Annotated in this window: 10 protein-coding genes; 1 reads left to right on the top strand and 9 read right to left on the bottom strand. The window is 65.6% G+C overall.

The window, feature by feature from the left end; translation table 11 throughout:
- Positions 1-12: 12 nt before the first annotated feature.
- Genes OIU93_RS02220 through OIU93_RS02210 form a run of 3 tightly spaced genes read right to left on the bottom strand, consistent with a single transcriptional unit; the run spans position 13 to position 5,446 of the window.
- The gene (locus tag OIU93_RS02220) at positions 13-3,336 is read right to left on the bottom strand and encodes an ATP-binding protein (protein WP_264268415.1); all 3,324 of its coding nucleotides are present in this window, start codon (positions 3,334-3,336) and stop codon (positions 13-15) included.
- Positions 3,333-3,992, bottom strand: a complete 660-nt coding sequence (locus OIU93_RS02215) for a DUF4194 domain-containing protein (RefSeq protein ID WP_264268414.1) — start codon at positions 3,990-3,992, stop codon at positions 3,333-3,335. Before OIU93_RS02215 ends, OIU93_RS02220 begins: the two co-directional genes overlap by 4 nt.
- Positions 3,989-5,446 (bottom strand): DUF3375 domain-containing protein, encoded by a 1,458-nt coding sequence (locus OIU93_RS02210; RefSeq protein ID WP_264268620.1) that lies wholly within the window; start codon positions 5,444-5,446, stop codon positions 3,989-3,991. The genes OIU93_RS02215 and OIU93_RS02210 overlap by 4 nt, the downstream gene beginning before the upstream one ends.
- 158 nt (positions 5,447-5,604) lie before the next feature.
- Here OIU93_RS02210 and OIU93_RS02205 point away from each other — a divergent pair, with 158 nt between their 5' ends.
- Positions 5,605-5,850: a hypothetical protein gene (locus OIU93_RS02205; protein ID WP_264268413.1), complete on the top strand. Its 246-nt coding sequence runs from the start codon at positions 5,605-5,607 to the stop codon at positions 5,848-5,850.
- A gap of 10 nt (positions 5,851-5,860) precedes the next feature.
- Here OIU93_RS02205 and OIU93_RS02200 read toward each other — a convergent pair whose 3' ends face one another.
- The 6 genes from OIU93_RS02200 to OIU93_RS02175 form a co-directional block, all read right to left on the bottom strand.
- Entirely contained in the window at positions 5,861-6,859 is a 999-nt protein-coding gene (locus OIU93_RS02200) for an aldo/keto reductase (RefSeq protein ID WP_264268412.1), read from the bottom strand.
- Between the two features lie 48 nt (positions 6,860-6,907).
- Positions 6,908-7,162 carry a hypothetical protein gene (locus tag OIU93_RS02195; RefSeq protein WP_264268411.1) on the bottom strand — a complete coding sequence of 85 codons (255 nt, stop codon included), beginning with the start codon at positions 7,160-7,162 and terminating at the stop codon, positions 6,908-6,910.
- 86 nt (positions 7,163-7,248) lie between these two features.
- Positions 7,249-10,713 (bottom strand): bifunctional RecB family nuclease/DEAD/DEAH box helicase, encoded by a 3,465-nt coding sequence (locus tag OIU93_RS02190; protein ID WP_264268410.1) that lies wholly within the window; start codon positions 10,711-10,713, stop codon positions 7,249-7,251.
- Between the two features lie 92 nt (positions 10,714-10,805).
- Positions 10,806-12,053 (bottom strand): multidrug effflux MFS transporter, encoded by a 1,248-nt coding sequence (locus OIU93_RS02185; RefSeq protein ID WP_264268409.1) that lies wholly within the window; start codon positions 12,051-12,053, stop codon positions 10,806-10,808.
- Between the two features lie 126 nt (positions 12,054-12,179).
- Complete coding sequence (locus OIU93_RS02180) at positions 12,180-12,848, bottom strand: alpha/beta family hydrolase (RefSeq protein WP_264268408.1); 669 nt, start codon at positions 12,846-12,848, stop codon at positions 12,180-12,182.
- Positions 12,849-12,919: 71 nt separating this feature from the next.
- Positions 12,920-14,587: a PucR family transcriptional regulator gene (locus OIU93_RS02175; protein ID WP_264268407.1), complete on the bottom strand. Its 1,668-nt coding sequence runs from the start codon at positions 14,585-14,587 to the stop codon at positions 12,920-12,922.
- Positions 14,588-14,626 lie beyond the last annotated feature (39 nt).

The raw sequence follows: 14,626 nt of genomic DNA, 5'->3' as shown, positions 1-14,626 counted from the left end.
TTTTGTGAGGTGCTATCGCAAAATAATGCTCGTGGCCACGGCCGGGGAGCGGCCCGAGGCCACGAATCCGGAGACATTGGATTCGGGGTGCTTGATGATGTCGCACACCGAACCCAGGTGTCGGGAGAGATCGATCTTGTCCTCCGGGGCAGCGAGCAGCAGCTGGAACCCGAATTCCTGCAGCGCATTGATGCCGGCTGCCGCATATTCGGAGTTCGCCTGGATGAAGGCCTCATCAATCATCACGGTGCCATAGGCGGTGAACCCGGCCGTGGCGAAGCCCAGCTGGTAGGCCAGGGCGGCTCCCATGATGAACGAGGTGAAGCGCTGGCCCTCGCCGCCCGAAAGCGTGCCGGGCTCCAGGCCGGTCTCGACCTCGCCGTTGGGCTTGTGCTCATTGCAGCTGATGGTCACGTGTTGGCGCACGTCCAGCACGGTGTCGCGCCAGGCAGCACGCGAGGAATCATCCAGGGCATCCACCAGGGCCTCGAGGGCCTTGTAGCTCTCGCTGAGCGTTCCCGCCCCGCGCGAGGAATACGCACCGGCCAAGGCGTCCTTCAAGGCCTGGCGGAACGCGCGGGCCTCGTCCGGGATCGTCGTGGCGACCTCGAGGGCCAGCTTGGAGCCGTGTTCGAAGGTGACATCTGCGAGGATCTGGTTCAGCGGGGAGATTCGTTCGGCGATTGACCGGCGTTCCTCTTCCAGCAGCTGCAACAAATCAGAGAAGCGCTCGTAGGAGCGGTTGGAGAAGTACTCACGGAACTCCTCCTCGTGCTGCGGCAACCCCTGCTCGATGATGCCCTGGTGCAGGGCGACATAATGCTCGGCGGCCTCCACCGAGGTGCCGAAGGAGACTGCGGCGGAATTGCCGAATTCGCGGGCAAAGGCCCGGAAGGTGTCCTTCAGCGAGGCTTCCAGGGTGTACGCCTCGCGCTTGAGCTCGGCCCCGGATTCGGACAGCGACAGGGCCAGCGCGTTCAGCGCGGCCTCCAGCTCGGCGGTGCCCACCGGGGAGCCCTCGTTCAGCCGGCTGACCAACGGCGCCAGTTGTTCGCTGGCGGCAAGCTTCGCCGCTGCCCAGTCCTCGGTCGCCGTGTCGCGCACGCCCGCGGCGCGCAGCGCGGTTTGAGCTTTGTCCAGGGCGGCGGAGAGCGTCGTGGCTTCGGCGCGGGCCACTGCCAGGGTGCCGACGCATTCCTCGAGTTCGGCACGTGCCGCTTCCAGGGAGCGGCGCACGTGGGAGAGGTCCCCGGATTGGGACAGCGCTTCGGCCATGCGCGCTTCGAGGTCCTGCAGGGTGTTCAGGGCGCCGGAGGCATCCAGCGAGGCGAAGCTGCGGTCATCGCTGGCAAGGGTGCCCAACAGCGCCAGCTTGGCCGCGAGCTGGTCCTTGGCGGCGGAACGGTCATCTGCCACCGCGGCGGCCTTGGTGGTCTCGGCCTCGAGCTTCGCCAGCTTGGTCTCCAACTCGGAGATCTTCTCGGCGTTGGTGAAGCCGAGCAGGTAGTCGGAGGCCGCCACGCCACGGGTGTCGCGCTCGAAGGTCCCCGCACCGGTCTTGATGGTTCCGGCCAGGGAGATGGCCTTCTCGTGCACGTGCAAGCCAGCGTCCGAATCGACGCAGGCCAGCGGGTAGTCGGCGGCGATCTTGGCATGCAGCCAGGTGCCGGCCGGCGAATGCTTGAAATCGAGCTTTCCCACCAGGTCCCCGGGGCCGGCGACGACATCGCGCGGGGTCTTGGAGATGTCCATCCAACGGATCCGGCCCAGTCCCGAGAGCGAATCAATGGCGCGGGTGACGGCCTTGATGTCTTCGCCGCGCACCAACAGGGTGGTGGCCAGGGAACGCAGGGCTTTTTCGGCCGCCGGCCGCCATTGGCCGTGGGCGGGGGACAGGTCGATCAGTTCCCCGGCAAAAGGAAGGTCCTCGATGTCCAGGTTGGTGGAGGCGGCAATGGCGCGGCGGGCGGCAATGGACCTGTCATCGATGTTGGAGCCGCGCTTGGCATAGGAATCGATCTGCAACCGGAGTTTCTTGGCACGGTCCTTCAAATTCATGACCGAAGCCATGGCCTCGTATTCCATGGTGCGCGCGTCCTTGGCAATCGAAGCCAGGTTCTCGGCGCTGACGGCAGCCTGCCGGCGCATGGCCTGCAGCCCGGAGGCGGTGAACGTGAATTTCAGGCCCACGGCCTCGAAGTTCTCCCGCAGGGTGCGCAGGACCGATTCACGGTCGGCCAGGTTCTTGCGGGCGGACTCGGCCTCGCGCTCCAGCAATGCCAGCCCGGCTCCGCCACCGGCCTCGTGCTGCTCGGCGAGCGACGCGACCTTGGCTTCAAGGGTGGCCTTGCGGATGCCACTTTCCTCGATCAGCGCCGCATTGGTCTCGACCGCGGCGCTGAGCATGGCGGTTTCGCCCCGCAACGCCCGGGTGGCCAACTGGGCACCGAAGGCCGGAAGCTGGGTGGATACCAGGGTGTTGAGTGTGGCGAGTTCGGCGCTCAGCTCATCGTGGCGCAGCTTCTGCTCGGGTACCGAGGCCAGCGCGTCGCGTTGGGCGCGGGCCTCCTCCAGCTGGCGGTGGATGCCCCGCAGGTGTGAGAAGTCTTCGATGGCGCCGGTGGCGGCCTTCATGGTCGCGGGGATTTCCAGTACTTCGTAGCGGAAGAACTGGTTCACGCCCTTGTCCAGTCCCTTGCCGTTCTGCAGGGTACGCAGCAGGGAAAACGCTTTGTCGTTGTCGATGCCCAGGCGGCGACGGAACTTCTCGGCGAAGGCGCGGTGAACGTCGAAGGCCTCGAATCCGGGCAGCGACTTCTGCAGCGAGGAGGGGGTGAAGCGGCGTGCCCCGTGTTCCTCCAGGGCAGCGGTGTCCAACACCCGGTCGCCCATGACGTAGTGCTTTCCGACCTGGCCCTCCAACCCGTTGGCGGGTAGGTCGAAGATCGCGCCGATGCACACGTTCGAGCCCAGCCCGTCTTCGTACACCAGCGCCAGGGCGCTCCAGGTGGCGCCGGGGCGCTGGTACAGGGTGCCGGCCTCGGTCTTGAAGCGGCGCCCGCGCATGTAGGAGTAGGTGGTACGCCGGTCCTTGCGGGTGGAGGCCTCGTGCGCGGACTCGTTGAGCCGCGGGGCGGCATGGAAGATGTGCCCGATGCCGTCAAAGAGGGTCGACTTGCCCACGCCGGGGTGCCCGGTGAGCAAGGTCCCGGCGCGGTCCACATACAGGGTGTGCCGGCCGTGGAAGGTTCCCCAGTTGATGACCTGGATCTGGGTCAGCCGGTGCTGCCCGGGGTTCAGCGCGTCAGAGAGCGGAAGGGTCATTTCAATGCTCATAGCTCTTCTGTCTCCAACTCGAATTCTTCGGTGTCATCGGTGCCCACGCGTTCAATGGCCTTGATGTAGTCGGGGATTTCCTCGATCGCGGCAAAGGGCAAGGCCAGCGCCAGCGCCCCGGAGACCTTGTACTCGTCGCCCAGTTCGGTGGGCAGGATGAGCTTCAGGTTCAGCAGCCGGGTCAGGGCCGCATCGGTGTTTTCTTCCAGCTTCTTGTCGTCGGTGTCCCCGGGGGCACGGTGTTCCAACAGGATCTCCCGTGCGGCTTCCCGGGTGATGACCGCGTCAGTGCCCGAACCGGCATGGCGTTCAAGAAGCAGCCGCAGGCGCAATGCCAGCAGGGTCTCCTCGCGCTTCAGGGCACGGCGCGGGGCAATCGCGGTGGTGTGGGCCGCTTCCAGGTCCACGGGGCTCAGCAGCGCGATCTTGCGGTTGGCATCCACCTCGAGCACCAGGAAGATCTCGGCGACGTAGGCGGCGATGTCGGCCCGCCGGTCCAGCACCAGTTGCCAGAGCCGGGGTTCGGCAACGCCGTCGAGATAGGGGCCGCGCAACAGGCGCACCAGCAGCTGGCGCAGCGGCAGTTCGAACGAACCTGTGTCACCCTCGAAGAGGCGGCGTTCGTCGATCGCGCCGGTGGGAAGTGGGCTGCTCATGCGGGATCCTTCGTGAAGCTCATGGCCGGCACCAACGCTGTGCGCGTGACGCCGTTGACCTGGGTGAAGCTGATTTCCTCGAGGGTGGACTCGTCGATGCGGTCCCCGCCGTTGCGGGCCGCCTCGATGAGGTACCTGATGGTGTTCAGGTGCCGGTGTTCATCGCCGAGGCTGTTGTAGGTTTCCCTCAGGCCCGCCGAACCACCGGAGGCGGCGCGGACAGCGGCGATCGCGTTCTTCAGCACCGGGATGTCGGGACCCGGGGTGGAAGGGGTGCGCCGGATGTCGGCGACCGACAGGGGCGGCGGGGCTGCCAGCTTGGGCGGGGCGACATGTTCGTCGGGATCGTAGATGCCCAATGCCGCAATGGAGGTGAAGCGCGGGGCATACAGCCGGATGGGGGCCACCGGCGTGCGCGAGTGCAGGACACGCGAGGAGGAAACGGCGACTTCCGCTGCCCGCACCGCCTCGCGCAAGATGGCCGCTTCCTTGAACTCGGCCGATTGCACATAGGCGTGCAGCGACTCCGAGAGCCTGCCGTAGGACTGGTGGACCTCGGAGGCCTGGCGACGCAATTCCCGCAGCAGGTTTGCCAGGGTGTGGCGCTCCTGGTTGTCCAGTGCGTCCACGAAGTCGCGCTCGAGGACCTCGTTGACCGCCTCGCGGAACCGGACCTGGGCCTCGGGGGAGTTCAGGAACTCCGTGAAGCCGCGGAAGGTCTCTCCTTGCGGAGTGCTGCGCAGCTGTTTGTCTCCCTCCAGGACCGCGCCAACGGCCACGCCCTTGGCGGAGGAGGACTCCATGATTTCCCCGCGCAGCGCGTGGAGCATCTCCTGGACCCCGTCGCGCATGCGCTTGAAGTCGGCGGGCAACCCCGAGGCCATGTCCAGCACCGAGCGGGTGGCGGCCAGCGCGCCTTCGCGCGGCAGCACCGCCGGGGAGGTTCCGTCGCGCAGGGAAGCGATCTTTTCCTGGCGCTGGGCGATCTCCGCCTCCAGCGCACGGATGCGCGCAGCGGGGTCCGGGTCGGTTTCGTGGGCCAGGGATTCGAGGGAGGTGAGCAGGGTGTTAAGCCGCGAGGAGTTCAGGTTGGTCCGGTCCCCGGAGAAATCGGACAGGAATTTCAGCACCCGGGCGGTTTGTGCCGTGGGTTCGTAGACGAAGTGCCCGTCGACCAGCGGTCGGGCCAGGAACTGGTTGCGCACCCAGGCATCGGCGTATTGGGCAGCCCCCATCGAGTCGTTGAAGCCCGGGTCCTCGGAGCGCACGACCTTGAGGAAGGATTCGAGGGAGGCATGAAAAACCTCCAGCCCCACGCGGGGTTTGGCGCTGGTGAACTCGGCGCGCAGGAAGGCCACGGCCCAGGGTGCGGTGGAGAGCAATTTCCAGGCTGCGGACGACCTGAATTGTTGCGTCTGACTCCACAGCGGGCTCGCCTGGTGGGTAGGTCGCATCACGGTCCTTTTGCTGGGGATTGACCAAACAATCCTAGTCCATCGAAGCGGCGGTTTAAGGTTCGGGACCAACCGGGTATGGTCGGTTGAACCACACCGGTGACGGGGCCGGTGGATGGTTTTTCCTTCATGCCTGGGCTATTTGCGAGGGAAAAGTGATGAAACCGCGTTGTCGGTCGGCAACGACGCTCGCACTGCTGGCAGCCTCGGGACTGGTCCTTTCCTGGTGCGTCATGGTTCTCCCCAGTCAGGAACAGGAAGGCCCGACCGGGACGGATCGCATCGAACGGGCGACCAAGCTGGCGGCGGGCTACGACTATGCGGCTGCGACCACGGCCCTGGCCGGAATCGAAGGGGCCCAGGCGCAGAAGATCATCGACCCCAGGCGGCCCAAGTCGAAGTAGTCGGTCTTGCCTACCTGACGTCCTGGAATTCCTCGCTGTCGATGGTCTTTTGCTGGTGGACGTTGTATCGCGCCCCGGCAATCGTGGACTGGTTGATGATCTCCCCGGCCTCCGCCAGCTCGGCGGGGGAAAGCGACAGCCGGAGTGCACCGAGGTTCTCGGCGAAGTGGCCGGGGTTCTTGGTTCCAGGGATGGCATGGACATGCTCGCCCTGCGCCAGCACCCAGGCCAACGAGAGCGCGGCGGCGGTGGTCCCCAGGCGTGTCGCCAATCGTGCGAGGCGGTCGACCAGCTCTAGGTTGTGCGGGTAGTTTTCCTCGCTGAAGCGTGGCATGTGATGCCGCATGTCGCCGTCGGCCAGCGCGTCGATGCCACGCAGGTTGCCCGAAAGGAAGCCCCGGTAGAGCGGGGAGAATGCCACCAACGCCGTCCCCAGCTCGGCGCAGGCCTCCACCATGCCCAGCTCCGGGTTGCGGGTGGCCAGCGAGTATTCGTTTTGCACCGCGGCAATCGGGTGCACCTCGTGCGCGATGCGCAGCGTGGCGACCGAAACTTCGGAGAGCCCGATGCCGCCGATCTTCCCCTGGGCCACGGCCTCGGCCAGCGCGCCGACCGATTCCTGGATCGGGACCTTGGGGTCGAGCCGGTGCAGGTAATAGAGGTCGATGTGCTCCGTCTGCAGGCGCTGCAGCGAGGCGTCGACCTGGGCGCGGAGAGTTTCGGGGCGTCCGTCGATCTGCCCGCGGCCATCGACCAGGGCCAGCCCGCCCTTGGAAGCCAGCAGGTACTCGCCCCGGCGCTGTTTCAGGTGCTGGCCAATGAGGTTTTCGCTGCGGTGCCCGCCGTACAAGGTTGCTGTGTCAAGGTGGTCGACCCCGGCATCCAGCACGTCGTGCAGCAGCCGCCCGGCTTCCCGGTCGGTGGGGAAATCCGAGTATCCATGGGCGATGTTCATGGCCCCGAAGCCCAGGGGATTGACGTTCTTGCCTGCCAGTACACGCGTAGTCATGGGTTCATTTCTAGCATGCGACGCCGACCGAGCGCCCATCACCGCGCATCACTTCGTCATGCTCGGAGAGCAGGTGTTTGCCTCGACGCCCGCCGTTCCGGCCTCTCGGTTCGGGTGCATGACGCCGTCTTGGTGGCGCTGGCCCGGAAGCGGTGGGCGTGCTCCGATGCGGGTGGACGCCAAGGGAGTGCACATGGCCGCGGACGCACGGGGGCTGCGTCGCAATTCTTCGGCCAACGCGCGCACGGCGACAGGCTGGGTGGCGAAAATGCGGCTGTCCAGCGGTGCATGTGAATTGGTCATGCCCAATCTTCTCCAACGGACGTGTCCCACCGGCGAACCGGACATGAATCCCTGGGGGTGCCGCCGGGGGTGGTCGGCCGGCTGGCTCAGGACCCCAGGGCCAGGAACGCCCCGAGCTGTGCGAAGGCAGCGGGAGTGGATGGCAGGAACTGCGTCAGCGCGGGGGAGCGCACGATGACCGCCCGCCATTGTCCGCGCGAGACTGCCACATTGATCCGGTTGCGGTTCAGCAGGAAGTCGATGCCGCGGGCCGCGTCATCTGCCGAGGAGCACGCCATGGAGACAATGACCACCGGCGCCTCCTGCCCCTGGAACTTGTCGACGGTGCCGACCTTCACGTCTTCCAACCCTGCCGCGTCGAGCTCGGCGCGCAGCAGGTTCACCTGCGCGTTGTAGGCCGCGACCACCAGGACGTCCTTTGCCAATAGCGGCCTCGGGGACTCTGCCTCGCCTCCAATCCAGGACAATCCCATGTGGGCGCGCACCTGGTTGATGACCTCGTGGGCTTCCTCCACGGATTGGGTGGTGTTTCCGCGGTGCTCCACCAGGACGGTGGACACCCCGGCGGGGACCTGCGAGAGCGAACGCTGTGCGGCCGCGGAGGCCGAATGCAGCTTGGACTCGTAGCTCAGCGCCGAGACCTTGGCACACAGCTCCGGGTGCATGCGCCACGAATCGGCAAGGAAGTAGCCCAGCTCCTCGGGCAGCGTGGGGTGCCCGGCGCTGAGCCAGCCCAGCGCGGACTCGTCCACCGGCTGCGGGTGCGAACCCTGGGTGACCTGCGGCAGCTGCTGCGGGTCACCCAGCAGGAGCAGGCGGGTGGCGGCACGGGAGACCGCCAGCGTGTTGGCCAGCGAATACTGCCCGGCCTCGTCGATGACCAACAGGTCCAGGGAGCCCTCGGGGACCCGCTTGCCGGTCATGGTCCACGCGGTGCCTCCAATCAGTGCCCCCTGGTCCGAGTTCAGCAGATCCTCAACCGCGTCGTCGGTGGTGCCGGACCACGGGACCTCGGTTTTGTCCCCGGCCTTCAGCTTCTTGGCGACCTGCTCCGGATGCACCCCGGCGCTGGTGATGGCCTTGGTCAGCACGTTGTCCACCACCGAGTGGGACTGGGCCACCACACCGACCTTCCATCCCTGTTTCACCAGGGCCGCGATGACGTGGGATGCCACGTAGGTCTTGCCGGTGCCGGGGGGTCCCTGGACGGCAAGATAGGAATGGTCGAGGTCACCCAAGGCCTCAATGATGGCACCCACGATGTTGGGGTGCCCGTTGACGATGGTGGGCACCGGCGGGGTGGAAAGTGTCTTGAAGCGCGGTGCGGACTTGCGCAGGATGTCGATCCCCGGGTGTCTGGGCAGGGAAGGCAGCGCACCGCCGACGGTGCGGGCCAGCTCGGCCAGTGCATCACGCAATGAGGTGGTGTTGATCGGCTGGTCCGGGGTCAGCGCCACGGGCAGGGTGCCGAACGGCGGGACCTTGGTGTTGGATTTTTCGGTGATGACGAATCGTTCGTCGTTCTCGTTCACCACGGCGTTAAACAGCCCCGCCCGCCCGGCCATGCTCGGTTCGAGTTCGGGGGGCAACGGCTGGGAGTACATGGCAAACCAGCTCGAGCCGACCTTGAAGTCCGAACCTTCGGCCATGGTGCCGCTCAGCTCGGTGACACGGGATTCAACCCTGGCCCTGGTGCTTGCCTTGTGCCAGTCCTCGAGCACTCTTGCCTCGTCGACAACGAACACGTTGCGGGTCTCGGCCCACGAATCGAAAGGTGCATCGAGCCGGTCGAAGTGCTCCCACCAGAACTGCTTGGCCTCGCGCCGGTGGTAGCCGGTGGCGGCGGCGACCATGGCAATGGCGCGCTCGTCGTCATCCAGTGAGCGGTCCTGAGGGAGTGATTCGAGGTACTCGCGCAGCGCGATTTCCTCAGCGCTGGGCTCGACGTCGTCGACGCCGGGAAGGGGGGTCTCGTCCACCCATTCGGCGCGTGTTTCGTGCGGGACCAGGCCCAGCAGCCAGTCGCGCAGCCGCAACGTGGAGAGGCAATCGTATTCGTTGTAGTCGCGGATGGATTCCAGGATCCGTCCGGCCTCGGCATCTTCAACGCCCAGCTGCTCGGTGTACTTGGCGTAGGCGACGACGGAGGCGCCTGCGTCCTTGACGTCCCCGCCGCGCAAGTGCTCGCCCATGTAGAGCGGCTCGAGCTTCTTGATCGAATAGGAGCGCTCGGAGATCAACAGCGAGTGGCGGACGGTGTCGTAGAGGTCCACCAGCAGCCCATCGCGCAGCCACTGGTCGATGGTGTCCTCGGCGACCACGTGGCGCAGCGAGAGGTTCCGAAGGGCGCTCTTCTCATAGGGCGCATAGTGGTAGATCTTCATCTGGGGGAAGACCGCTCGACGCGCCTCGACGTAGGCGACGAAGTCGGTGAAGGCCTTGCGCTCCTCGGCCCGGGAATGCGCCCAGAAGGGTTTGAACACCGGCTCGGCCGTATCGATCTCGATGACGCCGAAGAGGTATTCCAGTCCCCAGGACTCGTCAAAAGGATCCTGCCACAGCGGATCGCCTTCGAAGTCAAAGAAGATGTCCCCGGTGTTGGGTTCCGGGAGCCGGGAAATGGTTTGGGTTCCATTGACCTTGTAGGCAACCCCGCCGATGGTTCCGTCGCTGGTTCCGAGCCCGACCTGCATGCGTGCCTGTTCGGCAAGCTTGTGGTGCGGATCGCGTGCCTTGGTGTTGCCTGCGGCGAGCTCGTCAATGGTGGTGATTCCGGCTTCCATGAGCTTCCTGCGCTTGACGGTGCTCATGCCGGCGACCAGCAGCAGGTCGCGGTGCTTGGCCACCTGCTCGGCGCAGTAATCGCAGCGTCCGCACGCGCCGATGCCGTCCTGGCCCCAGATGACGGGGTTTGTTCCCGACCGATGGGCGGAGGTCAACGCCTTGAAACGGGCCCGGCGCTCCTTGAACACCGGAAGCAGCTCATGCATCTGGTGCACCGAATGCGTCTTGTCCCCGAGCACCAGGGTGGTCTTTGCGGCGACCGGGATTCCGGCGGTGATGAGCTGGTCGCCGTAGGCAGCCAGCTGGAGCAGGGCCGTGACGCGGGCGTGGCGGGCCAACTTGGTGTCCCACACCGCGTAGGAGCCGTCCGGTTCACGGACCAGGAAGTCGGCAAAGCCGACGAATTCCCCGTCGAAGAAGGTCGCCTGGAACACCACGTCGGCGCCCTTGAGCAGCGCCTGGTGCGTTTCCTCGTGCGCCTGCTCCAGCGAGGCCCGATCCCCGCGGACTCCGGCGGCGAGCATCTTGACGCCGCGGCCGGTGGATGGGTCGTAGTCGCCGAATTGTGCGCGCAGCTCTTCCAGGACCTTGTGTTCATGGGCGTCGCCAAGCACCGCGGTGCGGTCGAGCATTTCATCGGGTCCGAAGTCGGCCTTGTCGCTGCGCCCCAGGCGTTCGTCGAGTTTGCTCAGCGAGGCGAATTCGCAGTTTGCCGCCACCACGAGGTCGGATGCGGAGTAGATCAGGTCCTGATCGAGGAAAAACACGGGACGGGTGCTCCTTTGCCTTGGCTTGTCTTTGAACCTAGCACCGACCCTCTGTCATTTCGGTTCCGGTGAGGAGCGGCGTGCGCCCTGGCCTACTTGACGCCGGGGGCGGACACCGCGGATTTTTCGTTTCCGTCTTCCTCCGGCTGCATCGAGGCGCCGCGGGTCATGGTGCACAAGAACAGCGCGGAAATACCGGCCGAGACCAACATGGCGGCGGCCATCGGCACCGCGCTGTGCTCGCCGGCCATGCCCACGATCGGGGAGGCGATGGCCGCGAGCGTGAACTGCAAGGCGCCGAGAATCGCCGAGCCGGTGCCGGCAAACCGGGTGACCTGCGCGGTGGCCAACGCCGAGGCATTTCCCAGCACAAGGCCCAGCGCCGAGACCGTGACAAAGAGCAACAGCATCGTAGGGATCGCCGGGGTGCCGGCGAAGACGATGATGCACAGCAGTGCCGCGCTGCCGGCCAGCAGGCTTCCGACCCCTATATAGGTCAGCCGCTTCGGGCCGGCCCGGGTGACCAATCTGGCCGAAACAATGCTGGCGGCTGTCAGGCCGAGTGCATTGGCTCCGAAAGCCAATGAGTAGGTGGTGCTTCCCAGTCCGATGATGTTCTGCAGGACGAAGGGGGAGGCTGCGATGTAGGCGAACATCGCAGTCATGGCGAAGGCGAACGTGAGTGTGAAGCCGAGGTAGGGCTTGTTTCGCAGCACCTGCCCGGCGTTGGAACCCAGTACCTTGAGCCCGCCGGCGCTGCGGCGCTCGGGCGGCAGCGATTCGCGGACCAGGAAGGCGGCGCCGATGATCATCAGCAGGTTCAGTCCCGCCAGCACCCAGAACACGCCGCGCCAGCCGAAACCCTGAATGATTCCGCTGCCCAGGAGCGGGGCGAGGACCGGGGCGATGCCGCCTACGGTCATCATGATCGAGAACATCCTGGCGGCATTGACGCCGCGGGCGATGTCAGTGATGACGGCCCTGGCCAGGACCACGCTGGCGGCGCCGCTGAAGCCCTGGACGAAGCGCATGGCAATGAGCCACTCGACGGTTGGCGCCAGCGCGCACAGGGCGCTTGCCGCAAGGCAGGCCACCGTGCCCAGCAACAGTGGCCTGCGGCGGCCGAACTGGTCCGAAAGCGGACCGATCACCAATTGTCCCGTTGCCAGGCCCAGCATGAAGGTGGTCAGGGTGAGCTGCACAGAGGTGGCGCTGGTGTCCAGCTCCGACATCATCTGCGGGAACGCCGGGAGGTACATGTCGATGGCGAAGGGCGCAATGGCGCTGAGCAGCGCCAGGATGCCCAACAGGGACGCGGAGGTTTTGCCGGGGTTGGTCATTGCGTGGAAGGTGTCCACTTTCTCGTTGCAGGCAGGGTCCGGGACATACCCACCATGTTTCCACATTGATGATGGGCATGCCCGCGCCGGCATCCGTGGGCGGTGCCAAGGACCGTGCTTGCCGAATCAGTCCTTGGAAAGCTGCCTGAGGATGAAGGCCGCGGTGGCCTGGGAGAGCCCCGCACCGTCCTCGGATACCGTGCGCCCGGAGCGGGCGACCCTGAAGGAGTGGTCTCCGCCTTCGAACCAAACCACTTCGCTGGCCGGGTTGAGGTTGGAGACCACGCGGGTCATGAGTTCCTGGTTGGCGAAGGGGTCGCGGGTGCCTTCGAGGAAAAGCATCGGCACCTGCAACGGGTAGAGGTGTTCGTCGCGAAGTTTGTCTTCCTTCTTCGGGGCATGCAAGGGGTAGCCCAGAAAGATCAGGGCCTGGGTGTCCATGCCGTCGGCGACGGCCATGGAGGCCATGCGACCGCCAAATGACTTGCCGGCGGCGAACACCGGAAGTTCCCCCGACAGGTTCGAGCCGACCCACGAGCGCACCTGCTTCCACACCGCGACAGCAACGGGTGCACGGTCCGGAAATTTCTTGCCCGCATCCATGTACGGGAAGTTGAACCGCAACACCGAGATGCCTGCCTCGGCGACGGCACTGGCATACCCGGACATGAAATCGTGGTCTATGCCTGCCCCGGAGCCGTGCGCAAGCAGAAGGAACGCGTCGGGGTGCTGCGCCGCGTCTAGCAGTGCGGTCAGGCTTCCGGCTTCCCAGGGGATAGTCAATTCCTTGCTCATGGAACCAAGCGTAGGTCCTGTCGCGTTATCGGTTCGAACCGGGTCACGGCCGCGTGTTCAGGGGCCCACGCTCAGGCGATGCCTGATTGCCGGTGGATCATTGCCGCGACCTGGAGCGTGGCAAGCTCCTGTCCGTCATCCAGCCGTCGGCCGAGAAGTTCCTCGATCAGCGCCAGACGCTGGTAGAAGACCGAACGTGAAAGGTGGCTTTCTGCTGCGGCCAACGTCCGGTTCGTCGGGTGTTTGAGGTATGCGAGCAAGGTGCGCAACAGATCCGATCCAGTGCGGGCATCATGCAGCAGCACCGGGCCCAGGATGCGCTCGGGGAATCCCCGGGTGGAAGGTTCGGCGCGCATCGAGTGCAGCAGCAGCGCCAGTTCCCGGGACCGGGGCCGGGCGATGACGCGGGTGGCCTCCGGGCCACTGTCCAGGGAAAGCAACGCGATGGCTTCTTCAAGGGAGACAAGTAGCCCCTGCATGTTGGTGGAGGATGTACCTGCCGTGGCGCGCACCGGTTCTATGGATTCCACACGCTGGCGTTTGAGCAGTTCGGTGAGCGTAGCCTGCTGGTCATTCGCCGAGGCCCGGAAGGACAGCGCGGCAAGGATCACTGGGACTGTGGATTGGCGCGCTGCACACAGGACATCCAGGCCGAGTGAGGCGGCCGCCGAGCGCAGGGAGTCCATTTCGGCATGAACCCCGTGGGAACCGGGTTCGTCCCCCGTGTCTGGTAGTTCGATGGCCAGTCCCAGCACCTTCCGCCCGCTAAACTCGAACCCGGCCGCCTCGAATTCGTGCTCGAGCTCCTTCCAGTTCGACAGTTGGCGGTCCAGAAGCTTCTCCAGAAGCCGCTTGTGCGAGACCTTGGTCCAGTAGTCGGCATGATGTTGGCCCAGCAACTCCATGGACAGCGCCGTCGCCGCCTGCGCCAAGACAAAGCCAGTGCCGGACGGGTGCTCCGGGCGACCCAAGACTACGATCCTGCCCCACTGTTTTCCCCGGGCCCGTACCAGCGTGGAAGCCCGGCCGTCGGCGGAGTGCTCGAGTGCAAGACGTGATTTTACCCGCCAGTTCTTGAGGAAGCCATCGTCCTGCTCGGGGCCACGCGCATGCGAGACCACCTGGTGTGCCAGATCCTCCAGCACGACCGTTGCCCCCAGGATCCTGGAAACTTCGGCAACGATGTGCTGTACCGGGGAGCCGATATCCATCAGCTCGCTGAAGTGGCTGCTGACCGCGTCCCGCGCCTGCAACGCGTGCATTTGCTCGGAGAGCAGGGAACGGTGGACGGCCTCGGTGATGGTGATGAACCTGGTGCGTTGGTGCAAAGCGATGAGCGGCAGGCGGTGTTGTTCACAGGCCTTGGCCAGCCCCTGCGGGATCTGCCGGTAGCTGCTGCCCAGTTCCAGAACCAGCCCGGCAATCCCGGATGCCACCAGCGAACGGACGTAGTGCTGGAAATCAATGTCATCGCCCCAGCCCACGGCGGTGCTCAGCACCAGTTCCCCGCCGGAAAGGAAATCCATGACCGTGGAGGATTCAAGGACGTGGACCCACCTGATTTGGGTGTCCAGGGCGTGTGCTCCGGCCACCACCTCGGGGCGACCGGCGAGCATTTCGGGCAGTTCAAGGGCGTCCCGGACGGTCAGCGCGCCGTGGTCCGGACATTTCGTCCGGTTCCGTGCCGGATTCGATGCAAACGTCTGAATTTTCCTCACTCTTTTCGTGTCAGACTTCATTTCACTAGAGACTATGTGACGCAGGGCACTTTGTGTTCC

Source organism: Paeniglutamicibacter sp. ZC-3, assembly GCF_025847175.2.
Lineage (GTDB): Bacteria > Actinomycetota > Actinomycetes > Actinomycetales > Micrococcaceae > Paeniglutamicibacter > Paeniglutamicibacter sulfureus.
Note: the sequence above shows the minus strand (reverse complement) of the source record. Positions and strands in the feature narration are given on the sequence as shown.

Coding starts and splice junctions, on each gene's coding strand:
- OIU93_RS02220 (WP_264268415.1), bottom strand. CDS start 3,336: ATGAGCATTGAAATGACCCTTCCGCTCTCTGACGCGCTGAACCCCGGG.
- OIU93_RS02215 (WP_264268414.1), bottom strand. CDS start 3,992: ATGAGCAGCCCACTTCCCACCGGCGCGATCGACGAACGCCGCCTCTTC.
- OIU93_RS02210 (WP_264268620.1), bottom strand. CDS start 5,446: ATGCGACCTACCCACCAGGCGAGCCCGCTGTGGAGTCAGACGCAACAA.
- OIU93_RS02205 (WP_264268413.1), top strand. CDS start 5,605: ATGAAACCGCGTTGTCGGTCGGCAACGACGCTCGCACTGCTGGCAGCC.
- OIU93_RS02200 (WP_264268412.1), bottom strand. CDS start 6,859: ATGACTACGCGTGTACTGGCAGGCAAGAACGTCAATCCCCTGGGCTTC.
- OIU93_RS02195 (WP_264268411.1), bottom strand. CDS start 7,162: ATGACCAATTCACATGCACCGCTGGACAGCCGCATTTTCGCCACCCAG.
- OIU93_RS02185 (WP_264268409.1), bottom strand. CDS start 12,053: ATGACCAACCCCGGCAAAACCTCCGCGTCCCTGTTGGGCATCCTGGCG.
- OIU93_RS02180 (WP_264268408.1), bottom strand. CDS start 12,848: ATGAGCAAGGAATTGACTATCCCCTGGGAAGCCGGAAGCCTGACCGCA.
- OIU93_RS02175 (WP_264268407.1), bottom strand. CDS start 14,587: ATGAAGTCTGACACGAAAAGAGTGAGGAAAATTCAGACGTTTGCATCG.